This is a genomic window from Candidatus Woesearchaeota archaeon, from assembly GCA_016187565.1.
In the GTDB taxonomy this organism is placed as follows: domain Archaea; phylum Nanobdellota; class Nanobdellia; order Woesearchaeales; family JACPJR01; genus JACPJR01.
On the sequence record JACPJR010000002.1, the window covers coordinates 1 to 21,099 of the forward strand.

The 21,099-nt window shown below is 39.8% G+C and carries 30 protein-coding genes; 13 read left to right on the top strand and 17 right to left on the bottom strand.

Annotated features, from left to right (window positions below; genetic code table 11):
• The first annotated feature begins 497 nt into the window (after positions 1-497).
• From HYW21_00225 to HYW21_00240, 4 genes are all read left to right on the top strand, one after another.
• Entirely contained in the window at positions 498-1,010 is a 513-nt protein-coding gene (locus HYW21_00225) for a hypothetical protein (GenBank protein ID MBI2547755.1), read from the top strand.
• A gap of 38 nt (positions 1,011-1,048) precedes the next feature.
• A complete protein-coding gene (locus tag HYW21_00230) occupies positions 1,049-1,621 on the top strand; it encodes a hypothetical protein (protein ID MBI2547756.1) in 573 nt (190 codons plus the stop codon).
• A complete protein-coding gene (locus tag HYW21_00235; GenBank protein MBI2547757.1) occupies positions 1,608-2,054 on the top strand; it encodes a hypothetical protein in 447 nt (148 codons plus the stop codon). Before HYW21_00230 ends, HYW21_00235 begins: the two co-directional genes overlap by 14 nt.
• Positions 2,055-2,139: 85 nt before the next feature.
• Positions 2,140-2,937, top strand: coding sequence for a DUF3147 family protein (locus HYW21_00240; GenBank protein ID MBI2547758.1), 798 nt, complete (start codon positions 2,140-2,142; stop codon positions 2,935-2,937).
• Positions 2,938-2,953: 16 nt separating this feature from the next.
• Here HYW21_00240 and HYW21_00245 read toward each other — a convergent pair whose 3' ends face one another.
• Entirely contained in the window at positions 2,954-3,343 is a 390-nt protein-coding gene (locus HYW21_00245) for a hypothetical protein (GenBank protein MBI2547759.1), read from the bottom strand.
• Between the two features lie 189 nt (positions 3,344-3,532).
• Between HYW21_00245 and HYW21_00250 the strand changes: the two genes are divergently transcribed.
• The 4 genes from HYW21_00250 to HYW21_00265 all read left to right on the top strand — a co-directional run bounded on the left by HYW21_00250 (position 3,533) and on the right by HYW21_00265 (position 6,307).
• Positions 3,533-4,525, top strand: a complete 993-nt coding sequence (locus tag HYW21_00250; GenBank protein MBI2547760.1) for a deoxyhypusine synthase — start codon at positions 3,533-3,535, stop codon at positions 4,523-4,525.
• A gap of 24 nt (positions 4,526-4,549) precedes the next feature.
• Entirely contained in the window at positions 4,550-5,632 is a 1,083-nt protein-coding gene (locus HYW21_00255) for a hypothetical protein (GenBank protein ID MBI2547761.1), read from the top strand.
• A gap of 103 nt (positions 5,633-5,735) precedes the next feature.
• Positions 5,736-6,020, top strand: a complete 285-nt coding sequence (locus HYW21_00260; GenBank protein MBI2547762.1) for a hypothetical protein — start codon at positions 5,736-5,738, stop codon at positions 6,018-6,020.
• A 26-nt stretch (positions 6,021-6,046) separates the two neighbouring features.
• Positions 6,047-6,307, top strand: coding sequence for a hypothetical protein (locus HYW21_00265; GenBank protein MBI2547763.1), 261 nt, complete (start codon positions 6,047-6,049; stop codon positions 6,305-6,307).
• Between the two features lie 51 nt (positions 6,308-6,358).
• On the opposite strand, the gene HYW21_00270 is transcribed toward HYW21_00265, so the two are convergent.
• Both HYW21_00270 and HYW21_00275 read right to left on the bottom strand, forming a co-directional pair.
• Positions 6,359-6,586 (bottom strand): type II toxin-antitoxin system HicA family toxin, encoded by a 228-nt coding sequence (locus HYW21_00270; protein MBI2547764.1) that lies wholly within the window; start codon positions 6,584-6,586, stop codon positions 6,359-6,361.
• A 3-nt stretch (positions 6,587-6,589) separates the two neighbouring features.
• Positions 6,590-6,799 (bottom strand): type II toxin-antitoxin system HicB family antitoxin, encoded by a 210-nt coding sequence (locus tag HYW21_00275; GenBank protein MBI2547765.1) that lies wholly within the window; start codon positions 6,797-6,799, stop codon positions 6,590-6,592.
• Positions 6,800-7,170: 371 nt separating this feature from the next.
• Here HYW21_00275 and HYW21_00280 point away from each other — a divergent pair, with 371 nt between their 5' ends.
• Entirely contained in the window at positions 7,171-7,701 is a 531-nt protein-coding gene (locus HYW21_00280) for a hypothetical protein (protein ID MBI2547766.1), read from the top strand.
• A gap of 9 nt (positions 7,702-7,710) precedes the next feature.
• Here HYW21_00280 and HYW21_00285 read toward each other — a convergent pair whose 3' ends face one another.
• Positions 7,711-10,122, bottom strand: a complete 2,412-nt coding sequence (locus tag HYW21_00285) for a valine--tRNA ligase (protein MBI2547767.1) — start codon at positions 10,120-10,122, stop codon at positions 7,711-7,713.
• A gap of 215 nt (positions 10,123-10,337) precedes the next feature.
• On the opposite strand from HYW21_00285, the gene HYW21_00290 reads away from it, so the two are divergent.
• Entirely contained in the window at positions 10,338-10,577 is a 240-nt protein-coding gene (locus HYW21_00290; protein ID MBI2547768.1) for a hypothetical protein, read from the top strand.
• 65 nt (positions 10,578-10,642) lie between these two features.
• Here HYW21_00290 and HYW21_00295 read toward each other — a convergent pair whose 3' ends face one another.
• The 5 genes from HYW21_00295 to HYW21_00315 form a co-directional block, all read right to left on the bottom strand.
• On the bottom strand, positions 10,643-11,125 hold the full coding sequence (locus HYW21_00295; protein ID MBI2547769.1) for a hypothetical protein: 483 nt from the start codon (positions 11,123-11,125) through the stop codon (positions 10,643-10,645).
• Positions 11,118-11,708: a nucleotidyltransferase domain-containing protein gene (locus tag HYW21_00300; GenBank protein ID MBI2547770.1), complete on the bottom strand. Its 591-nt coding sequence runs from the start codon at positions 11,706-11,708 to the stop codon at positions 11,118-11,120. Before HYW21_00300 ends, HYW21_00295 begins: the two co-directional genes overlap by 8 nt.
• Before the next feature lie 50 nt (positions 11,709-11,758).
• The gene (locus HYW21_00305) at positions 11,759-12,202 is read right to left on the bottom strand and encodes a glycogen/starch/alpha-glucan phosphorylase (GenBank protein MBI2547771.1); all 444 of its coding nucleotides are present in this window, start codon (positions 12,200-12,202) and stop codon (positions 11,759-11,761) included.
• Entirely contained in the window at positions 12,109-12,366 is a 258-nt protein-coding gene (locus HYW21_00310; protein MBI2547772.1) for a hypothetical protein, read from the bottom strand. The genes HYW21_00305 and HYW21_00310 overlap by 94 nt, the downstream gene beginning before the upstream one ends.
• Positions 12,367-12,433: 67 nt before the next feature.
• A complete protein-coding gene (locus HYW21_00315; protein MBI2547773.1) occupies positions 12,434-12,805 on the bottom strand; it encodes a hypothetical protein in 372 nt (123 codons plus the stop codon).
• A 106-nt stretch (positions 12,806-12,911) separates the two neighbouring features.
• Here HYW21_00315 and HYW21_00320 point away from each other — a divergent pair, with 106 nt between their 5' ends.
• Entirely contained in the window at positions 12,912-13,217 is a 306-nt protein-coding gene (locus tag HYW21_00320) for a hypothetical protein (GenBank protein MBI2547774.1), read from the top strand.
• 175 nt (positions 13,218-13,392) lie between these two features.
• On the opposite strand, the gene HYW21_00325 is transcribed toward HYW21_00320, so the two are convergent.
• Positions 13,393-14,040, bottom strand: coding sequence for a hypothetical protein (locus HYW21_00325; protein ID MBI2547775.1), 648 nt, complete (start codon positions 14,038-14,040; stop codon positions 13,393-13,395).
• A 223-nt stretch (positions 14,041-14,263) separates the two neighbouring features.
• Here HYW21_00325 and HYW21_00330 point away from each other — a divergent pair, with 223 nt between their 5' ends.
• On the top strand, positions 14,264-14,599 hold the full coding sequence (locus HYW21_00330) for a hypothetical protein (protein ID MBI2547776.1): 336 nt from the start codon (positions 14,264-14,266) through the stop codon (positions 14,597-14,599).
• On the opposite strand, the gene HYW21_00335 is transcribed toward HYW21_00330, so the two are convergent.
• The 7 genes from HYW21_00335 to HYW21_00365 all read right to left on the bottom strand — a co-directional run bounded on the left by HYW21_00335 (position 14,584) and on the right by HYW21_00365 (position 19,497).
• Entirely contained in the window at positions 14,584-14,841 is a 258-nt protein-coding gene (locus HYW21_00335) for a hypothetical protein (protein ID MBI2547777.1), read from the bottom strand. The two genes, HYW21_00330 and HYW21_00335, sit on opposite strands and share 16 nt — an antisense overlap.
• Entirely contained in the window at positions 14,787-15,650 is an 864-nt protein-coding gene (locus HYW21_00340; GenBank protein ID MBI2547778.1) for a metal ABC transporter permease, read from the bottom strand. The genes HYW21_00335 and HYW21_00340 overlap by 55 nt, the downstream gene beginning before the upstream one ends.
• Complete coding sequence (locus HYW21_00345; GenBank protein ID MBI2547779.1) at positions 15,647-16,756, bottom strand: metal ABC transporter permease; 1,110 nt, start codon at positions 16,754-16,756, stop codon at positions 15,647-15,649. Before HYW21_00345 ends, HYW21_00340 begins: the two co-directional genes overlap by 4 nt.
• A complete protein-coding gene (locus HYW21_00350) occupies positions 16,756-17,502 on the bottom strand; it encodes an ABC transporter ATP-binding protein (GenBank protein MBI2547780.1) in 747 nt (248 codons plus the stop codon). Before HYW21_00350 ends, HYW21_00345 begins: the two co-directional genes overlap by 1 nt.
• A 33-nt stretch (positions 17,503-17,535) precedes the next feature.
• Complete coding sequence (locus HYW21_00355; GenBank protein MBI2547781.1) at positions 17,536-18,507, bottom strand: zinc ABC transporter substrate-binding protein; 972 nt, start codon at positions 18,505-18,507, stop codon at positions 17,536-17,538.
• Positions 18,508-18,525: 18 nt separating this feature from the next.
• Positions 18,526-18,996 (bottom strand): metal-dependent transcriptional regulator, encoded by a 471-nt coding sequence (locus HYW21_00360; GenBank protein MBI2547782.1) that lies wholly within the window; start codon positions 18,994-18,996, stop codon positions 18,526-18,528.
• Positions 18,997-19,104: 108 nt separating this feature from the next.
• On the bottom strand, positions 19,105-19,497 hold the full coding sequence (locus HYW21_00365; protein ID MBI2547783.1) for a helix-turn-helix domain-containing protein: 393 nt from the start codon (positions 19,495-19,497) through the stop codon (positions 19,105-19,107).
• A 142-nt stretch (positions 19,498-19,639) separates the two neighbouring features.
• Between HYW21_00365 and sufB the strand changes: the two genes are divergently transcribed.
• Positions 19,640-21,070, top strand: a complete 1,431-nt coding sequence (gene sufB, locus HYW21_00370; GenBank protein MBI2547784.1) for a Fe-S cluster assembly protein SufB — start codon at positions 19,640-19,642, stop codon at positions 21,068-21,070.
• Positions 21,071-21,099: the final 29 nt, after the last annotated feature.

Below are 21,099 nucleotides of genomic sequence, written 5' to 3' on the forward strand. Positions count from 1 at the left end.
TAACAACATTGGTGCAGGACGAGGGAGGGTTCCTTAGGGGAAACCCGAGTAGCACAAAATTTCTGCTGAAATTTTGGGCGTCTGCACCTCTATTGTTGTTATTTTCAATTCAGGCGTTAGAAACAATTTTTGGATGAAGCCCATAAAATCATAAACCTTTTTAAAGAAGGTCCCTTCTCCTTCAGTTACGCCGACGTGGCACAACCTGGTACTGCGCAAGCTTGGAATCTTTGTGGAGCTTGATCATCCAATTGATCAACACCATGACACAGAGAGCTTGTTCCCTTCTGGGTATCCCGGAGATTTTTGCGAAAAATCTCGTAAAAAGCAGAGGGCTTCGGTAAGCCTCAGTCCCTCTTATGGATGGTTTTTCGGGAATCGGGGAATTCAAAAATCATGAAGGGATTTATGATGGAAAGTCCGGGCGTCGGCGTTTTTATTATCTTTAAGAGAATTTGATAAATATAGACACTCAAGAGAAAATCTTGTCTAAGTAGGTGATTATCATCAAACTATTAGGTTATGCAAGCTCTCTTTTGGATCCCGAACCTAGTCAACGTGCTTTTGATAAAATCGTGGAAGTTTGTGAACAATATGGTGTTCTTGAACGGGTTGTTATTACTCAGCATCAAATGTTAAGCACACTTTTTGGAGGTCCAGAGAGTTCATGGAGGCAGCCGGAAAGATATGTGACCACATTTACAACTCGTGAATTAACCTATGCGTTTCCTTCTTCTCCCCATTCAGAAAAAAGACAGGGAACAGTTACTCGGGAAGTAAACGACTTAGGTTTACCTGGCTATCGTGCGGTGACTGAACGAAGAGAGTTCCCTCCTTGTGGAGAAGGTATAGGAAAACTGATCATAATGTATATACCTACTGCAGGACTGACTGTTTTCGATCCACAGGATAATAGTCCACTGACCGGAGACCTTCTGGTAACATTAACTGAGTTGCTTGCTCCTCTAACCCAAAGAACTCTTGAATTTTTCCAGGGTTATTTGACGTAAACAGAACATTTATAAACTGAAGTAACTTTATTTACCTTATGGTAAAAGAATTTACTTATTTAATACCGTTTCTTGAGAATCTTCACAAGAGCATAAGTCTTAATGAACTAGAAGCCTTTTTCAAACGCCCGCACCAGACTATCAAAGCTCATCTCAAACACTTAGTCAAAGCAAGAATACTTTTAGAGGAGAAAAGAACACGTTTTCGATTCTATGCCCTTAATCTCAAAAACCCGCTTCTCATAGAATACCTTGCTCTTTGTGAAAAAGAGCGAATGCTCGTTTTTCTTAAAGACAACATCTTGTTCTTCCAACTCTATAAAATGATTGCACCTTTTCTTCCTAACGTGAGCATCTTATTATTTGGCTCTGTAACAGTCTCAAAAAATTTTGCAGACATAGATCTCCTTATACTTTCTCAAGAAAGAGACTGCATAGAAGCATTGAAGCTCTTTGAAAAAACTTATTCGGTAAAACTTCATGTGCTTCAGACAACGGAGTCAGAACTCAGCGAAACATTAATTAATGAGATCAAAAGCAAGCATATTATTCTCTCTAATCACAACTACTTTATAAAAATACTCTACAAACATGAGCTTGGCTTGGTGTAAACGACAGGGAATGAAATTAGTGGAGCCCAATGAGAACTTGGCAGAGGAGTATTTCCGAAATGCTGAGGAAACTCTACGAGTAACAAACCTTATCAAAAATTCTGGGTCTAATATGTGGCTTGCAACACAGAAGTATTACACAGAATACCTTGCAGCTTACGCTCTTCTCATGAGATTAGGGATTAAGTCCGAAATACATACGTGTACCATTGAGGTCATTACACTCTTAGAACACGAAAAAATACTCTCTTTTAATTTTTCCAAAACACTAGAATATGATAAAGAGTTGCGAATTGATAACCAGTACTATCTTAAGAACAGACCTGTAGATTTTGATGGAAAAAAACTTGCAGCTATTCTTCTAAATGTGCGGAAAACACTTGAGTCTCTCACATCTGAGCAAATACTTCAGATACGTAAATTGGTGAGGTGATACTCATCGAACCATTAGGGTATACGTCTCTCTGGTGGATCCTGAAACTATTCAACGGATGTAACATGAACTAACTGAGGAAAATATGCTTGATCTTTTTTGGCTACAGGTGTTTTTTGCTTTCCTTGTCGGTGGAGGATGGATCCTTGCAGCGACAGTAATGGCTGATCGCTTTGGCAGCAAGATTGGAGGTTTTATTGGCGGACTTCCCTCAACTATCGTTGTTTCCTTTCTTTTTATCGGGCTCGTTCAGGGTACAGAGGCAATTGTTCAGGTAACAACAGTCTTTCCCTTAAGTTATGCAGTAACGAGCCTTTTTCTCACCATGTATGCGTTCGCCGTAACGAGAGGTTTTCGTCGTGCACTTGCTGTATCTCTTCTTCTCTGGTTCTTTCTCACTGGTCTTATCTATGTTTTAAAGCCTGAATCTTTTATTTTTTCCTTAGCTATCTATCTCATGAGTTTTACTGCTTCGTATATTTTTCTTGAGAAGTATTTACAGATCCGTTCTATGACTGCAGGAAGAATTCATCCTTCTCCCCAACACATCCTTATTCGTGGATTTTTTGGTGGATTCATGGTTGCCTTTACCGTACTCATCAGCAAGATAGGAGGTCCAATCTTAGGAGGAATCTTTGCAGCATTTCCCGCTGCTTTTCTTTCAACATTAGTCATCAGCTATACTTCCCAAGGCATTGCATTTTCACGAGCAATGACCAAGCCGCTGCTCATTACTGGCATGGGTACGGTCGTTGTTTATGCTATTGCTGCACGGTATTTTTATCCGGTGTATGGTTTAGTTCTTGGAACCGTATTTTCTTTTCTCATCTCCATGATAAGCGCTTATGTAACGTTCCAATTCATGCAGAAAAGAGTAACGTAGCGAAAGAATGAAATCTTTAGCTTCTACGGATCTGTTGTAGTGCAGAAGAAATAATAGATTGTAAATCAGGTCGTAACCTCATCAATTCATCGAAATGTGCCATAACTTCGCCATCAATTGACCTTCTCATACTATCTGACCAAGGATTCTGACTAAACATAATACAACTCCCACTTTGATCAATGCTTTCCTCTTTAACAGTCACTACGTTATTATCTTTATAAGTGTACATTCGAGAAAATTCTTGAGGGTGGTTATCTCCTTGGTAATAGAAGCTTATTTCATCAACATATCTACCCTGGTGGGTTCCAATATTTACACGAGTCACATCACCACGACCTCGAGTACCAGTAACATATTTTACAAAATTCTCGTACTCCATCAATTTCAGTACTTCCCAGCCCATGATTATAAAAAAGACAACAGGTTTAATAACCTTATGTGTTCTGTAACGACGGTTGGAAATGTTACTGGTTGGAGACATGGTTCTTCTTCCAGAGATCGGAGAATCGGAACAGATGATCGAGGTAGATATATAGCTTTTTAATCTCACTTCGCCATAAGCTTTAAATAAGTTACCTTATTTTTTAACCAGATGGTGAAAACAGCATCTCATGTTAAGAATGATTCAGGTACAAAGACCACTAAAGATAACGCACTTCAGGAACCAATTCTTGATTTCCACTATCATCCACAGATGAGTGTTGCTGACTTTACCCAGGCATTAGGATCTATTGGGTATCAGGCAAGTCATGTCAAGAAAGCTATTGCCATTATTACCCGGATGAAACAAAACAAGGCAAAAATCTTTTTGACCTTTACCTCTAATATGGTTTCTTCAGGATTACGGGGATTTTTTGCTCAGCTGATTGAACAGAAAATGGTTGATGTCATCGTGACTACGGTAGGGTCTATTGAAGAGGATCTAATGAAAGCACATGGTGCATCATTTTATCTTGGTTCGTTTGACGCTGATGATGCTCTTCTCGGAAAAAAAGGTATCAATCGCATTGGTAATATCTTTGTACCTAATGAATCCTATGAGTCATTTGAAGATATTATTCAGCCACTCTTAGAGAAGATTTATAGCACCGGAAAACGAACACTAACGCCAAGCGAGTTGATTCATGAGCTTGGATGTTGTATCAATGATCCACATTCGATCTGTTATCAAGCCTCGCAGAAAAACATTCCCATTTACTGCCCTGCTATCACTGATGGAAGCATGGGATTTCAGCTATACCTCTTCCGACAAAAACATCCTGATTTTACCTTGGACGTAGTTAAGGATTTTAGCAATATTATGTTTGCCGTAACCCCACAAGATATCAAAGGAGTTATTGTTCTTGGTGGTGGTGTGGCTAAGCATCATGCTATCTTAGCGACTTTACTCAACGAAGGGATGCACTATGCAGTGTACATTACTACTGCACATCCCTACTCTGGTTCTTTGTCTGGTGCAACAACCAATGAAGCAAAATCCTGGGGAAAAATACGTTCAGATGGTGATGCCGTAACCGTTACTGGTGAAGCAAGCATCTTATTCCCCCTGATCATGGTCAGTGTTCTTGACCTACTCAAAAAATAATGCATAATAACGGGATTTGATAACATGACTAAAGAAACCCTTGTTCTTCAAACACACACACCCTATTTTTTGGTACAAAAGGATATCGTGAGAAATCATTATGCCACACTCAAATCACTAGGCTTCACTATTTCCTATACGGCTAAAGCAAATCCGGTAATTGTTCCCCTGCTCGTAAAACTTGGATCATGGTGTTCGGTACATTCCTCTGACGCAATTTCAGTGATTCCTACAAAACAAAAGATATGGTACATTGTGCAAGGTGCAGATGACAAAGAATTACGAAAAGTAATGCAGCAAGGAATTACCCATTTTAGTGTTGATAATCATCAAGATTTTGAGACTTTTTTTCAGGTCATTAAAGGAAAGGAAAAGAAGATGCATCTTCTTCTTAGAATGCAAGTACCAGAAGCTTCCTCCTACCCTGGTTATAAGTACCCGTTTGGATTTCCTCAGCACGAAATACAAAAGTTTGTCATCCTTGCCAGAAAAAAAGGATGTAAACGTGTAGGGATTCATTTCCATGTAGGAACCCAGAATATTCGTGGCTGGTCTACCCTCAAGAAGTTGATTCCTCTGCTCAGAGCAATACAACCTGATATCATCAATATTGGTGGTGGTATTCCTGTACCGTACACAACAATAATTAACTATAAATCTATCTTTCATGAACTAAAATCATTTAAAGAAAAAGTTCAACCATCCATGCTTCCATCAGGGGAAGAAAATCTTTTTCTTGAGCCAGGACGATTTCTTGCTGCAGAGGCTGTTGATTTAGTAACCAGCATAAGAGCAGTCGTGGACAAGACAGTTATGGTAGATGCCTCTTGCTACAATGCGTCAATGGATACGCTTATTGCAGGGCTTCGGTTGCCCTGTACGGTGCTTACAAAACAAGAAGCAGATAAGAAAAAAGGCTCACAGAAAATTAAGAAGAAAGTGTACATCATCAAGGGATGCACTGCCTGTTCGTTAGATATCTTCCATCCTTCGTATCAACTTCCTCTAGTGCAGCGAGGAGACATCCTTATCTTCCATCATGCAGGAGCCTATAATTTTGGATCAGACTTTATGCATCTCCCAAAGATTCCTCATTATTTTTTCTAAGTGGAAATCACTTTTAAAAAGCTTTATAAAGAGAAGGCTGTTTTTTGCCCTGCTTTATGTTTACTACAATAATGAAGGCAATATAATGAAACTAGGTGAGAATATGTCACATCAACCACTTGAAGGAATACTTTCCACTTCAGAGACGTCTTTACAAGGGGGGATTGGCTATAATGAAATCCTCTCAACACCGTATTTTGATAAAGGTAACAGGTATCATGCTGCTTCTGACTTAACTTCTGATGGAAGTGGGGTAGTTGCTCCTCCACCTATAGGTAATCCTGTCCCAAGTCTCACTGAACTTAATGCAGAGCTTGTGCGAATGGGCCAGAACCTCTTTACCCGACCTACAGATAGTTCTCTTACTGGTGGGAACGAAAAGTATTAAAAGCTCGTCCCTTTGATGGCTCAGATATGGTACGCATCAAACGTATTAATCCTGAAACAGGAGAGGAAGAAGAGGTCCATGAAGGAAAGACCTTCACAAGGTTTTACCATTACCCTGGCACTGGCTTAGGATTTCCCCTCTTATTGCTCTTAATTGGTGGCTATTTTCTTGCAAAAAGTCAGGGATGGATACCTGCTGACAGCAGTATCTGGCCGTATCTCCTTATTGGTATTGGCTCATGGATGTTGTTCAAACGAATTCTCTTCCTGATCTTGCGAAACAGATAAAATTTAAATAATGATCTCGTTTCCGAACATTGGGATGACGAGAAAACTGTTTCAACGATATTTCATAAATAATTCTCTTGTAATCCCAAGATCCTTCTTTATTATTTTGTTTAATAAACCAGGTCCAATCTCTTCTCCAGAATGATGAGGAATTGTTGTTCTCCTTCCATCAGAGTGCTTGTATACCATATGGCTTCCTGTTGTATGGCTGTAGGTAAATCCGAATTTTTCTATGATCTTGGCAAGCTCTTTACCTCTTAATGTAGGTAACTTTGCCAAGAACTACACCTCAATCTGTTGCACTCCGATAAACTCTTCAGAACTCTCAGGCACTTTACCAGTTCCCAAATAGGCCAGAATTGCTTCTTTGGTCCTCTCGAGAAGTTGATTCATGTCTTTAGCCTGCGTGTGGCATCCTGGCAATTCAACTACCTCAGAAACTAGCCATCCATCTTCATCTTTTTCTACAATAAGGGTATACTTTCTTTTCATGGTGATCTGTGTAATGCTAGATAAGTATATAAACGTATCGGCCGACGTGGCTTCATCCAAAAAATAGAATCGATTCGTAATCGAGTTCTATTGGAAAGAGGGATACAAATCCTTCTTTCTATAGCCCTACGGTTACCAGCACCCGAATCAAGAAAGGGGAAAGGCAGAAGAGGTCCATGAAGGAAAGACCTTCACAAGGTTTTACCATTACCCTGGTACTGGCTTAGGATTTCCCTTCTTATCGGTATTGGTTCATGGTTGCTGTTCAAAAGAATTCTCTACCTGATCTTGCGAAGATCGTCGTAATCTCCTTCTCAGGAAATCTCATCGATGTAGAAATATTTTTAAATCGACCACTTATTTCTTTCAGAATGAAACATTCCATAGTAACCGATGCTCACTATATGTTGCTATCAATAGATGAAGCCATCAGTGGTTTGCTAAGAACCGAAGAAAGATATGGAAACCAAGTTGGTTGTGTCCTCGTTGGAAAGAATAACAACATAATAGGAACAGCGCATAACCACGTACGTCAGGGAAGGAGAATGCATGCAGAAGAACTTTTGCTTGCTGAAGTTAATGGTAGGGATCTATCTGATGCAACATTATACTTGACTATCGAACCATGCAATGGAAATCCCTATCATACCAGAAGGCATTGTTGTGAACAAATTGCTGAGGTAGGTATAGGACGTGTCGTACTCGGATCTTTGAAACATAAGTACGAAGGTGGAGCTGATTATTTAAGCACTCATGGAATAAGCGTGGAACTCTTAGAGAATGATGAAGTACTTCGCATGTGCAGGATGTTAACGTCAAATAATCCTCACGCTGGAGAAAACCTACCACTAAGGGTTATTGACCAGATAATGACTGCGAGAGCCCGCAGGTGGTATGTGTAGATTTTTTCATCAGAGTTCAACAGTAATATTGTTTCCGAACACCATCTCTTGGACTTGGTGCGTTACTTTAAGATCGTCTTCAATGCCTTTGAATTTGTCTGGCAGTACTAATTTGGTTACTGCTGTTTTGAGGCTAAGCCCCTTATCTTTTTTGGCCTTCCAGACCAGGCTGTTGAGCTCTGCTAATTCTTCGGTGCTGAACTGTGGAGAAAAGGTACGTTCTGGTGACGGGAATGCCTTTGCTTCGATATCCTCACGGTATAAGGCTTCAGCTATCCTCGACGTAATAAATGGCGTAATAGGGGATAGCAATTGGAGTAATGTTTCTAAGCACCAGTGTAAGGTGTATCGTGCTCCGTTCTGGAGTGCTTCAGTGTATTTCTGTTCTTGATTGTATGCTCGTGCTTTGACCAGTTCGAGATAATGACTGGCGAAGGTTTCCCAAAGAAAATGCTTTAACTGAATGGCAGGATTGTGGAAATCATAATTCGTGTAGCCTTCCTCTGCAATAGTTATAAGCGTATTCATCTCTTGGATGATCCATTGGTCAAGTTCACTGAGTTCATAGCTTGTTGGACGAGGGAATAGAGAGATAAATCGAGCAACATTCCAGAGCTTGACTAATGTTTTACTGGCTCCCTCAATTCGTTCATAAGAACATCGAAAATCCTGGCGATCAAGGTTTCCTTCAATAGCTGCCCACAATCGAAACGGCTCAGCACCAAAACGATCAAGAACTTCTTTTGGATTAATGCTATTCCCTTTTGACTTTGACATCTTATGACCATGCTCATCAACAATATGGTAGTTTATCCAGACATCCTTGAAAATACATTTTTCGGTAAGCAGATAATCCTTCAAAACCGTATAGTAGAGCCAGGTCCGGACAATCTCTTTTCCCTGTGGTCGTAGTGAACACGGAGTATGGGTATTAAAGAAATCATCATCTCTTCCATACTTTAAGATATAGAGTGGCGTAATTGAGCTATCAAACCAGGTATCAAAAACACGGGTTTCTCCACGAAATGCTGTTGCATGACATTTCGGGCATTCCTTGAATGGTGGTTGTTCTTTCCATGGTTTGTAATACTTTCCCTTCGGTGGGACAAGTGCTTCATTACATGAGCTACAGTACCAAAGAGGTATTTCAGTTGCATAAAATCTTCGTCGTGAAATAGGCCAGTCTATCTTTAATGATTGGATCCAATCAAGCAGGATTTGTTTACTTCGCGGTGTATAAAAATTCATAGCATCAGCCAGACGAAGCATATCCTCTTTGGAATCAAGTTGCTTGAGATAAAACTCGGGCATAGCAATAAACTGAATCTCATCTTTACTGCGCTCACAAATAGGAACTGAATGAGTAATGGTTTTTTGGCCGGTGAGATATCCCTCATTGGTGAGTCGCTCGATAATAGCTGTTCGTGCTTTCTTGACGTATAAGCCTTCTAAGAATCCTGCTACACGGGTCATCTTTCCTTTGATGTCAATGCATCCCTTGGGCTCAAGATTCATCTCAATCAAAAATCTAATGGCGTCTTGATCTCCTGCAGAGAGACTCATAAACACAAGACCAGTTCCAAAGTTTGGATCTGCCTGTGGATGAGCTTGGATGGGCACTTCTAAGTTAAATAATGGCACCTGAGCAGTCTTTCCTGCTAAATGCTGATAGCGTTCATCATCAGGATGGAAGATAACCATACCTGCGGTACAGAGAAGTTCTGGTCGTGTTGTTGCAATGATTATTTTCTCTCCAGTTTCTTTAACGGCAAAGGTAACATCATTGAGGAATGTTGTTTTATCCTCACGCTGAACTTCAGAATCTGCTAGGGTTGTCTGACAGCCTGGACAGAAATTGTTCAGTCGTGTATCCTCATAGATCAACCCTTTATGCCAAAGATCAATAAATGTTGCTTGGGTTAATGCTCTGAAGTCATCAGCATCGGTTAAATAAACCTCTCCAAGCTCTGTTCCTTCAGTAAAGCTGTTAAAACTGATGCCTAAACGTAAAAAAGAATCTTTGGATGCAGAGCTTGAGGCTTCAAGGATGGCTTCACACATCTCCAATGCTTTTTCGCGTGAAACTTCAGTAAGTTTGACTTCGAATTTCTTCTCTGCAGCAATTTCAATAGGTAAACCATTACGATCAAGGCCAAGAGGAAAGAGCACATTATAGCCTTTCATTCTTCTGAAACGGGCAAACATATCCATGAGTACATAGGTTGTAGCCTGGCCAATGTGAACCGGGGTGTTAACATAGGGTGGAGGAGTATCTATAGAATAGACTGGTTTGTTTGGTAGTTTTTTGAAAGAATATTTTTTATTCTTTTGCCATTCTTCATAGATAGGCTTCTCAAATTCCTTCTGCCATCGTGTTTCCGTAAGCGTTGCCTCTGCCATGGTGAGCCAAGAATAAGCCATGATATTTAAAGATTTAGGGAAATTCGTTGGATTTATTCTCCGAGATTACTATGATTACGTTAAGGTTTGTAATGATGCATGAGAAATACCTGTTATGGGAGTTGGCCCTACCAATGAAGTGAAGTAGAGCCGATCTTCTCAAAGAAGAGTGAATTTCTGCTACAAAAAGAAACAGTTAAATATAGTTAGGTATACCCGAGTATACTGTGAGAATTATGGGAGCTACCACCATTAAAATCCAAGAAGATACAAAGCTTGAATTAGACCTGTTTAGAGAATACAAAAACGAAAGTTATGATGAAGTAATAAAGAAAATGGTATACATAGCCAAAAATGTCAAAGAGCAGCCTAAACTCAGTAGGGAAACGGTGATTGCTATTGAGCAGGCAAGAAAAAGAATTAAGGCAGGAAATTTTGTAACAGAGTCTGAAGCAAGGAAGAGGCTTGGATTTTGAGGTATGAAATTATTTTTGTCGGACATAGGAAGAACGTCTATCAGGAGGTTTAAATCTCTACTTCTTTATTTTCTCCGAGATAATACCTTCTGAAATTCTTTTCTAACTTCGTTTATCCTTTTCTCATTGAGTTTGATTAAGATTGACTTACATTTTACTAAGAACTCAGGAGCATCCGTTATCATTTTATGATATTGTTCATCAGGAACAGTTCTGTCTATATAATATTGGGAATCAATTCTCGCCTTTAAGGAATCTACTGTAAACTCAAGCTCATCTTCGGTGAAATATTCCCTCAGAAACCTCTTTGCAAATTCAATAGTGCAGGAATGAATCTCGCATTTTATGCCTATCTTCATTAATATTGAGTAAAGAGAGAAATAGAGGGTGTAGTAAGCAGTTGAGATTTTCCAATCTTTTATGACATTTACTCTCATTGATGCTAAGGCTTCTTCAGCTTTCTGAATATATGCTTCTGCAAGGTTTGCATTTGGTTCAATTAAACGTAAGCCTTCTTTCTTTCCTGCGCACCAATTTATTTTATCCATGTTTCAGTACTTTTTGAATAAACAACTCCGCGTTTATAAAAACGATATGGTTTTTTAATACTTCTTTGATGAGTATATCGTGGGCTAAATTCTTTTCAAATGTCTTTAAGGGATAACGCTTTACGCTTATTTCAATTCCTAAATTTCTTGAAACTCTTTTGATTTCTTCTTTTTCATATTTTCCAGCGATAAAAATATCTAAATCTGACTCTTTGTTAAATGTTGCTTTTGCATAACTTCCAAAAATAATGCCTATCCCTTCTATGCATGGACTTATTTTTTCTATAATTTCTTTTATTAAAAGGTTCTTCTCAATAAATGAGATTGATTTATACTGCTCAACAAAGGTAAGGTATTTTTTACTTAATTCGTTAATCTTTAAAGTGTAAGATTTTATTTTTCCCCTGATTTTTGATTCAATAATTCCCTTATCTTCTAAATCTTCAAGAATGAGCTGTGCGGTCCTTGGGCTTATGTCAAGAAGTCTTTCAACTTCTCGTATATAATACTCTTTATCAAATCCATGAGTAAATAGAGAAAGTACTTGGAGATTATTTTCAGTTATGTTTAATTTATTATACATATGTATTCTTTATGATACAACCTATATATAAATCTTTTTGTTTTCTTAACTTACCCTATACGAACATGCCAGGCTCTCTCGGCATATTCGCGTACAACCCGATGGGTGTTGAAATGCCCTGCTAACCGCATAGAATTCCGCATGTGCTCTTGCCATGCGCTTGGACTTTGCTTATACATGTGTGCCATTTCAGTAAGGTTATCATACAGACTCGATGCATCCTGTCGATCTTCTTGATCTTGTAATGCTTTGCTTACTGGTGCATACTGTGGTTCTGTTGAGCCAATAGTCCATCCAGCATCTCTAATCATCTTGACAGCTTCAATCCACCAGCCATCATAGATACTCAAATTTATTGTTGCATTGTGGCTGGCTTTCATTCCAGAAGTAGCTGATGCCTCTAAGGGCCTGCGTGGTGTATTGAGCCAAACATCTGCTCCTGCAACGAGATACCGAGCAATAGACGCGTCATAGTTTGGTACAAAAACAACCATTGCTCACGCTTAGGAACAGGCTTTGCAATCTGCTTTCCTTGGGCATCAATACCTTGGTTCATATACCCACGATGACTTCTCAGCGTGACACCAACAGCAGGAATAGCTAGATTCGGATGCAAAAATATTTCCGAGCTCAGATAAGCAACCAGAGCTTCTGGCATTGATGCCCCCTTTTCTGTAATTGAGATCTTTGTCTGACCGTGTAAAATAACGTAATAATAACGCAACTCAAGCATGCCTTACAGTAACAGGCATCAGCTCTATTGAGGAACTATGCTGTGATTCTCCATCTTCTTTAATATTGTTCTCTCGGCGAATCACTGAATCAACAACAGTCCAATAATAATCTACGAATTTATGGACAACAGGATTTTTGAGATTAAGCTTGTACATTTTTGCTTTTCCCACAACTCTTGTCTCTACAACTATACTTTTCTCCCTAAATTCTTTCCACATTTCTTTTAATGTTGTATAGCCTACTCCAGAATATCGTGCAATATCCTTCATTGAATAATCATATTCTGAATGAACTATTAAAAAGCTCCATATTCTATTTTTAGGTATATCCCCTTCTTCCTGCAAAAATACTGATTTATCCATAGTGAATCAGGTAAAGATGAACAGCTATTTAAAGGTTCCTATTTAGACCCATAAGGGCTTAAATTTAGACCACATATTTATATATCGCTCATATTTTGTGTTTCCGATGTCAAAAGTAAAAAAGAGTGAATATATAAGGATAAGTAGGACAATTGTAAAGAAACTCTTTGACCAAAACTGCTTTGGAAAAGGTTCAGTTTATATTCATGTTCTAAAATCCGGAATATCCAAAGAAGACGTAGATAAAGTTGAGATTGTATTAGAGGCATTGGTAAAGCAGAACATCTGCTGTAAGAAGAAAAAAGAACATGGCTGGAAATATTATCTTAATATGGAGAGATATGACAAAATCAAAGAGATTATAAAAGAGACAGGTAACTATTCTATAATCCCTCTTTTATTAATGCTATAGTCTCCTGACGAAATGCTTCCCATTCTTGAATTGAGTCATTTTTGATAGGTGGAGGATAAGATCTTTTGCATTGAAAATAGAGAAGTTGCTGGCTCGTACAGGAATTATTTTGAAATGTTGTGGAACAAAGCAGTTCCATGATTTCACGCAATGACAATGATATAAAATAGCGTGACTATCCTCTGCATAACTCCTTCAGAACACGATATGCTAGGGGCGTATCTTTATCTTGGATAATGATACCGAGTTCATTGAGGGTTGATACTACTTCAACAATATTCACATCATGCCATGCTAAAGCTCGTGTAATGGTATAGATGTACCCCGGTGTTTCGAGATATTCTTCAGGAAACCGAATACTGATAAGCGAAAGATCGTCAAGGACCTTGAGAATGTGTTCTTTCTTGATGACTTTTAGCAATGCATCTTTCTTTTTTGCCGTTGTTAAGATTGTTGTTTCATGCAATCCCTGCGTAACCGTTAACAGATCGCCCTTTTGAGGATCAACGAGTTGATATAATCTGCTCAGCAGATCTGCCTTGAATCCATTCATCAGGGTAATTTCAACAATATCAGACTTGACCGTAAGATCGAGTTGCTTGTACGTTCCAAAGCTATGCTCTTTTTCCTCAACTTTTTCACTGAATCTGCGTAAGGCCATCATAATTGCTGGTGCCTTTACCTTTTGCTTAAGCTCTGCCTCTACTTCGGGTTGGAGGTGCTCAGCAAGCGCATACCTATTGACAATGCCCCGACGGAGACACTCCTGAAGAAATGGCCGCTGTTCTATAATACGTTCGGTAATATGGGCAATCGTTACCATGGTATCTCTTTTTCTTTTCGTTGTAGGCTTTCAAAGAGCTGAAGTATATAAACCTATTTTTCCTATGAAGTAATCCTTTTATTATTTCGCCACTTATGATTGTGTTCAGTTACTTTACTTTTTGTTTGCTTTATTACCTTTATTATATGACTTCTACTCTTCTTGAACCTATCGGAGAATTTATATAGTTGTTCTATGCTTAGTATACTCATTGGAGGGAGATATGACAAATTACAAAACCATGAGGAATTTTGGCATTGGTATACTGGGAGTTATTCTTTTGCTTGCCCTTAGTGGGTGTACTTCGCAGAGTAAAAATCAGGAAAAGCTTATTACCGCTGAGCTTGAGAAAGCTAATTATTGTACCCAAGATGAGGATTGTACCTTTGTTGGAAATGTTTGTCCCTTTGGCTGTAATCTATACGTGAATACGAATGAATCGACGCGGATTACTTCGTTGCTTGATTCGTACCAGTCAACATGTATGTATAGTTGTGTACCGGTCTCAGATGTGCGTTGTGTCAATAATCGCTGTCAAGTGAGTTACGAACAGCCGTAGGGAGTTCGTGCAGTATCTGCTTTTGTTTCCAGCTTTCCGGTGAGCATAACCTCTTTTGCTTGTTTTCTTCCTTTTGTTGTTAGTGTAAGCATTGTCTCTTTTTCTTCGATCCACTGCTTCTCCCGTGCATAACCAACAATAGTTCGTGTGAAGGAAGAATTCCATTGCATATGACGCTGTGCGTTTGCTAGGGTATTTTCTTTTTGCTCAACTGCTGTTCCTTCATGATCAAGGAGAGCCATGCCAAAGCAAAGAAAACCCCAGTCATCATAGCCATTGATCCGGCGATGGATGCATCAACCCAGTGTGCAAGTCCATAGCCACTGACTCCAGCAAGTAATCCAATAATAATACTCAAACTCATCATTTTCCAAAGATGGTTAGTTAATAAATATGCGGTTGCTGGTGGAGCAATCATCAGCGCTACCACAAGAATAGAACCAACAGCATCGAATGCTCCCACCGCGGTGATACTGACGAGACTCATCAGCCCATAGTGGAGAAGCACCGGAGAGAATCCCAGACTTGCTGCCAAATAAGGATCAAAGGTTGTTATTTTGAGTTCCTTATAAAACAAGAGAATGAAGAGAAGATCAATACCTAAAATAATGCCATTGATCCAAAGGCTTCTCGGAAGATTAAAACCAAAAAGTGTTAGCCGTTCAAAAGGAGCAAAGGCAAGCTCACCGAGGAGTACTGCATCCTGATCAAGATGGACATTTGATGCAAAGAGATTGATGAGGATAACTGCTAGAGCAAATAATATGGGAAATACTAAACCTATCGAAGCATCTTCTTTGAGCTTTTTTGTTGCAATGAGGAGTTCTGTTGCGGTAACCGTTATAACACCAACTAGTGCAGCACCAATGATGAGCAATGGTGATGCTAAGTCTTTTGTTATGAGGAAGGCAAGAACAATGCCCAACAGGATTGCATGACTGATGGCATCGCTTAACAGACTCACTCTTCTCAAAACAAGGAAGACACCAACTAGAGCAGAGGATGTTGCAATGATACTAGCAATAAGGATGATCTCAATCATTGGATTCATGATGGTGTTCCTCTCTGCAGAGACTCTGCTTCCTTTAATCCTTGAGCAGTCAATGCCCATTTTTCAGCCTCTACCATAGTCACTAATCCTTTTTCTTGGAGTATCTTTAATGATTGTTCAAGGTTTGTTGGATTGATAGCTCGTAGGGAACTGATATGATGTGCGTGATAAGGATTTTCATGGCTTTGGGATAATTTATACAAATGGTATAAAGTCCGTGAGACTCGAATTTTTGTTTTATTTCTAAGATAACGCAACCAATCAAAAAAAAGTCCTCGTTGAGGAGAGAAGAATAGTGATACCAAAACAATAATACTTATTGTTACGACAACGGTTGGTCCTGTAGGAAGATGGGCAATACTACTACTAATCATTGCTCCGCTTGCACCTGCTAATGATCCAAAAATACCTGCAAGCATGACCATAATGTGTAACTGATTCGTCCATTGTCGTGCGGCAACTGCAGGAGCAATAATCATAGCACTCATCAGTACGACTCCTACGGTTTGCAGCCCAATAACAATGGCAATAACAATAAGGGTAAGAAGAATAACATCGAGAAAGGCTACCGGAAGGCCAATGCTCTGTGCAAATGCCCGATCAAAGGTAATGAGCTTCCACTCTTTCCAGAAGAGAACTAAGAAAAGCAGGGCAATAATACCGAGCACACTCATGATGAGGATATCTTCTCGAAGAAGTGTTGCAGCATTGCCGAATAAAAAGGTGTTAAGTCCGGATTTCTCTGCAGTAGGAAAGCGTTGAATAATAGTAAGAAGAAATATGCCTGTACCAAAAAAAACAGATAAAAGTATCCCAAGGGCAGCATCTTCTTTAATGCGTGTGGTCTTTCGAATCTGCGTAACGAGGAGTGTTGCAATCCAGCCTGCAATAAATGCCCCGCTCAAAAGCACAAGAGGATGTTTGGTGAGCGTAAGGATAAATGCAATGGCTACCCCCGGTAATGCGGCATGGGAGATCGCATCGCCTAAAAGGCTCTGTCGTCGGAGCACGGCAAAACAGCCCAGACTCCCTGCAATAAAGCCAAAAATAGCAGTACCAAGAATAACAATCAGGAAGGTGTAATCAAGAACGAGATTCATGGTCATCATGGTGTTTGTACACCAAGGAATGCTTCTCGTCCACCATAGGTGAGATGAAGATTTTTTTGGGAAACAACCTCTTTGACAGGTCCGAGAGCAATTTTGCGGACGTTAAGGAGTAATACCCAATCAAAGTATTCCTTTAGGGTTTGAAGGTCATGGTGAACAACGATAACGGTTTTTCCTCTTTTTCTGAGTTGTTGCAGTATTACAATAATTGCTTTCTCAGTAGTTGCGTCAACACCTGCAAAAGGCTCATCCATAAAGTACAAATCAGCGTCCTGAATTAATGCTCTGGCAAGAAATACTCGTTGCTGCTGTCCTCCTGATAATTGGCTGATCTGTCGTTGGGCGTATGCCTCCATCCCAACAATCTGTAAGCTCTGATAGGCAAGGTCTCGTTCTTGTTTTCCAGGCCGTTTTATCCAGCCCAGATGACCATATTTTCCCATGATAACAACATCCTCTGCTGTGGTAGGAAAATCCCAGTCAACACTTCCTCGTTGAGGGACATAGCCAACCCTTTTTCTCATTTCTGCATAGGACTTTCCAAAAATCTTTATTCGTCCGGCTGCAGGTTTTATCAGACCGAGAATCGCTTTGATCAATGTTGTTTTTCCTGCACCATTTGGACCAACAATGGCTAAGAGAATTCCTGGAGGAACCTGAAAATCAATATCCCAGATAACAGGTTTTTCATGGTATGCCACGGTAAGGTCATCCACGTCTACGGCATATTCTTCTGTGGTCATTGTTATATCTCCTTTTACTCTTGTTGATCGTAATTATTGATCTCTCGAGTCTATTTCGCTAAGTGCTCCCACAATGGTATCAATATTATGGGTTACCATGCCAGCATAGGTTCCATCAAACGTTCCTTCGTCGCCCATTGCATCTGAATAAAGCCGGCCACCAATCTGAACATCCCATCCTTTTGCAATAACTGCTTCTTGCACTGCTTGGATAGTTCGTGCAGGAATTGAGGTTTCAACAAAAATTGCCTTGATCTTTCGATCGACAATAAAAGTAACAAGATCTTGCACATCCCTTGTGCCTGCCTGTGCTTCTGTTGAGATTCCTTGTAATCCCCTGACTTCAAAGCCATAGGCTTTTCCGAAATAGTTAAATGCATCGTGAGCAGTAATCAGTACTCGCTGATCTTCAGGGACTTCCTGTACTTTTTCCTTGACATATGCGTCAAGATCCGCAAGCGTGGCAAGATAAGCAGCAGCATTTTTTTCGTATGCTTCAGCATGTTCCGGATCAAGAGCAGTAAACTCATCACGTATTCTCTCGGTTACTTTCATCCAGTTTTGTACATCAAACCAAACATGAGGATCGTAATGACCCTTGAATTCCGGAGGTTCGAGTAATTCTTGCTCAGGAATAGATGTTGCTACAGGAACGGTCTTTTTCTGTGATGCCATTTGCACAAGCACATCACCCATTCTTGCCTCAAGATTTAATCCATTATACAGAATGATGTCCGCTTCACGTAGTTTTGTGACATCTCCTTCACTTGCCTTGTAGAGGTGTGGATCAACCCCAGGTCCCATAAGGCTTTCAACAGTAACATAGGCTCCTCCAACATTCTTGGCAGCGTCAGCAATCATTCCCGTAGTAGCAACAACAAAGAGCTTATCAGTACTTTCATCTGATGCTTGGTTACAACCTGTAAGCAGAACTATCAAAAAAAATAGACCCAATATTCCAATCAGTTTTTTGTTAGTCTTATCACGTTTGGGTGAGTTAGTCATTGTATCCCTCCTCAGCATCTAGCTTACTCGTATGGGCGGAATGGGCTTGCCATGCGGATCTTTATCTGGATGCTTCAAGAGATCCTTCAACCGTTCTACGCATTCATCATCAAATGCATGTTCAAGTTTATGTGCTAAGCCATGAATTTTTTCTTTTCGTATTTCCAAAATCTCTACGAGGAAAATTTCTATGATGCGATGTTTTGCCGTTATCTCTTCGGCAAGCTTCTTTCCTTTGGGAGTAAATCGTAGCCTGCCATAACGTTCAAAGTGAACATATCCCTTAACTGCTAATTCATTCATCATTTTACTGACTGAAGGCTTGGTAACATGGAGATAGATAGCAACCTCTGCAGACTTAATGCCCTTAGTTCCGATTGCGTGTTCCTTTTGCTTAATCTCCTGAATACGACAATTCTCTTCCCAGAGATGATACAAAGCACGGAGGTAGTCTTCTTGCGTAACTGATATCATTTTTATTTGATTCATACAGACCTAAAAAGTTAGCCTAATGAAACTTTATGTTACGGTAGTGCATCTTATATAAATAGCTTTCTATTTTACGTATGCTAACACCGCTATAATTTCTCAGAAGGCTTATCGTACCGAGTTATGTTTTTTCTGGATTTCCATGCAGACCTTGCAATCTTCTGGCAGGCTTTTATCATGCTTTCGATGGATATCACAGATTACTTGAGAACCACGAAACTTCGTAGAGATATCGTACAAATATTTTAGTACCTGCTCTTTGTCACGAACAATTTTCTTTGCTGTTTCCTTGATCTTAGCAAGATCTTCCTGAGAAAACGATACCTCAGTTGCCCGCTTTTCATTAAGGTATTGGGAGATGGCAGACTCTGTTAAACCAAGCATCTGTGCAGTCTCTTTTTGACTAAGCTTGTACTCAGTAACAAAAATCTTTGCAAGTTCTTTTCTCAGAGCGGGCAATATGTACCATACCTCAATCTCCTGTGGCATACTCTTAACCATGGTTTCTTCACGACCTATAGTATATAACCTTCTATATAATGTTTTGCTTTATTGACGAAACATTTAAATAGAATAAGCAGCTACTCTTCACAATTGTTAAGTTAGCATTATTTTTATTTTGAATCAGAATGATGGTAATAGAATGACTGAAGCAACACCTCTCTTTAACGTGGATATGAGTCAGTTCTCTGTTCGCAGAGAAGTCTATGACCAGGCAAATGAGGAGCGGCTGCTCTATAAACCACAGCAAGGCATTAGTGAAGAGCTTGTCCGTCATATATCTGCTTATAAGAAAGAACCCGACTGGATGTTGCAAAAACGTCTTACTGGTTATCGTAAATTCCTTGAACTTTCTCTGCCTACATGGGGCCCGGACTTACGTGCATTAGACCTTTCCAAAATTTATTTTTTCCTTGTCTCTGATGCTCAACGAAATGCCCATAGCTGGGATGATGTTCCTGAAGATATCAAGCGTACGTATGAACGTTTGGGAATTCCTGAATCTGAGCGTAAAGTACTTGGAGGTGTTGGGGCCCAATATGAATCTGAAGTAGTTTATCACCGACTAAAGAAGGAATTAGAAGATCAAGGAGTTGTTTTTCTTGATTGTGACGAAGCAGTAAAGCAGTATCCTGATCTTGTACAGAAATACTTTATGACAACCTGTGTACCGATTAGCTTGCATAAGTTTACTGCACTTCATGCAGCAGTCTGGAGCGGAGGAACCTTTATCTATGTCCCAAAGGGAGTTAAAGTAAGGATGCCACTCCAAGCATATTTCCGTATGAATGCTCGTCAGGGAGGCCAATTTGAGCATACCTTGATTATTGTTGATGAAAGAGCAGAGTGCCATTACATCGAAGGTTGTAGTGCTCCCCAATACACCCAAAACTCATTGCATGCAGGTTGTGTTGAAATTCATGTACTCAAAGGTGCACGAGCGCGGTATTCAAGCATTGAAAACTGGAGCAGGAATACCTACAATCTCAATACAAAGCGTGCGGTTGTCTATGAAGATGGTGTTATTGAATGGATTAATGGAAACCTAGGGTCTGGCGTTACTATGTTGTATCCAGCATCCCTTCTTATTGGAGATCGTTCAAAATCTGATTTTATTGGCATTGCGTTTGCTGGACAAGGACAGAACCAAGACACAGGATGTAAGGTCATGCACCTCGGAAAGTCAACAAGTTCAACCATCACGTCTAAGTCAATAAGCAAGGATGGGGGTATTACCTCTTATCGTGGTTTACTCAGTGTGGCCAAACATGCGATTCATACAAGCAGCAATGTGCAGTGCGATGCCTTGATGATGGATAATAAAAGTCAATCAAATACTTATCCTTCAATGGACATCAAAAATAGCAAGGTAAATATTGCCCATGAAGCAAGTGTTGGAAGAATTAATCCAGAACAGATCTTTTACTTGATGAGTCGTGGATTAGATGAAGACACGGCAACAAAGATGATTGTCTCTGGTTTTATTGAGCCGGTGGTGAAGGAACTTCCTCTTGAATATGCAGTTGAGCTTAACAGGCTTATTGAATTAGAGATGGACGGTTCTCTTGGATAATCTATGACTATCCTTCTAACGGTGAGATC

Bases quoted from the DNA above. Each gene is read 5' to 3' on its own strand.
- HYW21_00230 (MBI2547756.1), top strand. From the start codon at position 1,049: ATGGTAAAAGAATTTACTTATTTAATACCGTTTCTTGAGAATCTTCAC.
- HYW21_00240 (MBI2547758.1), top strand. From the start codon at position 2,140: ATGCTTGATCTTTTTTGGCTACAGGTGTTTTTTGCTTTCCTTGTCGGT.
- HYW21_00245 (MBI2547759.1), bottom strand. From the start codon at position 3,343: ATGGGCTGGGAAGTACTGAAATTGATGGAGTACGAGAATTTTGTAAAA.
- HYW21_00250 (MBI2547760.1), top strand. From the start codon at position 3,533: ATGGTGAAAACAGCATCTCATGTTAAGAATGATTCAGGTACAAAGACC.
- HYW21_00255 (MBI2547761.1), top strand. From the start codon at position 4,550: ATGACTAAAGAAACCCTTGTTCTTCAAACACACACACCCTATTTTTTG.
- HYW21_00260 (MBI2547762.1), top strand. From the start codon at position 5,736: ATGTCACATCAACCACTTGAAGGAATACTTTCCACTTCAGAGACGTCT.
- HYW21_00265 (MBI2547763.1), top strand. From the start codon at position 6,047: ATGGTACGCATCAAACGTATTAATCCTGAAACAGGAGAGGAAGAAGAG.
- HYW21_00275 (MBI2547765.1), bottom strand. From the start codon at position 6,799: ATGAAAAGAAAGTATACCCTTATTGTAGAAAAAGATGAAGATGGATGG.
- HYW21_00280 (MBI2547766.1), top strand. From the start codon at position 7,171: ATGAAACATTCCATAGTAACCGATGCTCACTATATGTTGCTATCAATA.
- HYW21_00285 (MBI2547767.1), bottom strand. From the start codon at position 10,122: ATGGCTTATTCTTGGCTCACCATGGCAGAGGCAACGCTTACGGAAACA.
- HYW21_00290 (MBI2547768.1), top strand. From the start codon at position 10,338: ATGGGAGCTACCACCATTAAAATCCAAGAAGATACAAAGCTTGAATTA.
- HYW21_00295 (MBI2547769.1), bottom strand. From the start codon at position 11,125: ATGGATAAAATAAATTGGTGCGCAGGAAAGAAAGAAGGCTTACGTTTA.
- HYW21_00300 (MBI2547770.1), bottom strand. From the start codon at position 11,708: ATGTATAATAAATTAAACATAACTGAAAATAATCTCCAAGTACTTTCT.
- HYW21_00305 (MBI2547771.1), bottom strand. From the start codon at position 12,202: ATGGTTGTTTTTGTACCAAACTATGACGCGTCTATTGCTCGGTATCTC.
- HYW21_00310 (MBI2547772.1), bottom strand. From the start codon at position 12,366: ATGCCAGAAGCTCTGGTTGCTTATCTGAGCTCGGAAATATTTTTGCAT.
- HYW21_00315 (MBI2547773.1), bottom strand. From the start codon at position 12,805: ATGGATAAATCAGTATTTTTGCAGGAAGAAGGGGATATACCTAAAAAT.
- HYW21_00320 (MBI2547774.1), top strand. From the start codon at position 12,912: ATGTCAAAAGTAAAAAAGAGTGAATATATAAGGATAAGTAGGACAATT.
- HYW21_00325 (MBI2547775.1), bottom strand. From the start codon at position 14,040: ATGGTAACGATTGCCCATATTACCGAACGTATTATAGAACAGCGGCCA.
- HYW21_00330 (MBI2547776.1), top strand. From the start codon at position 14,264: ATGACAAATTACAAAACCATGAGGAATTTTGGCATTGGTATACTGGGA.
- HYW21_00335 (MBI2547777.1), bottom strand. From the start codon at position 14,841: ATGGCTCTCCTTGATCATGAAGGAACAGCAGTTGAGCAAAAAGAAAAT.
- HYW21_00340 (MBI2547778.1), bottom strand. From the start codon at position 15,650: ATGAATCCAATGATTGAGATCATCCTTATTGCTAGTATCATTGCAACA.
- HYW21_00345 (MBI2547779.1), bottom strand. From the start codon at position 16,756: ATGACCATGAATCTCGTTCTTGATTACACCTTCCTGATTGTTATTCTT.
- HYW21_00350 (MBI2547780.1), bottom strand. From the start codon at position 17,502: ATGACCACAGAAGAATATGCCGTAGACGTGGATGACCTTACCGTGGCA.
- HYW21_00355 (MBI2547781.1), bottom strand. From the start codon at position 18,507: ATGACTAACTCACCCAAACGTGATAAGACTAACAAAAAACTGATTGGA.
- HYW21_00360 (MBI2547782.1), bottom strand. From the start codon at position 18,996: ATGAATCAAATAAAAATGATATCAGTTACGCAAGAAGACTACCTCCGT.
- HYW21_00365 (MBI2547783.1), bottom strand. From the start codon at position 19,497: ATGGTTAAGAGTATGCCACAGGAGATTGAGGTATGGTACATATTGCCC.
- sufB (MBI2547784.1), top strand. From the start codon at position 19,640: ATGACTGAAGCAACACCTCTCTTTAACGTGGATATGAGTCAGTTCTCT.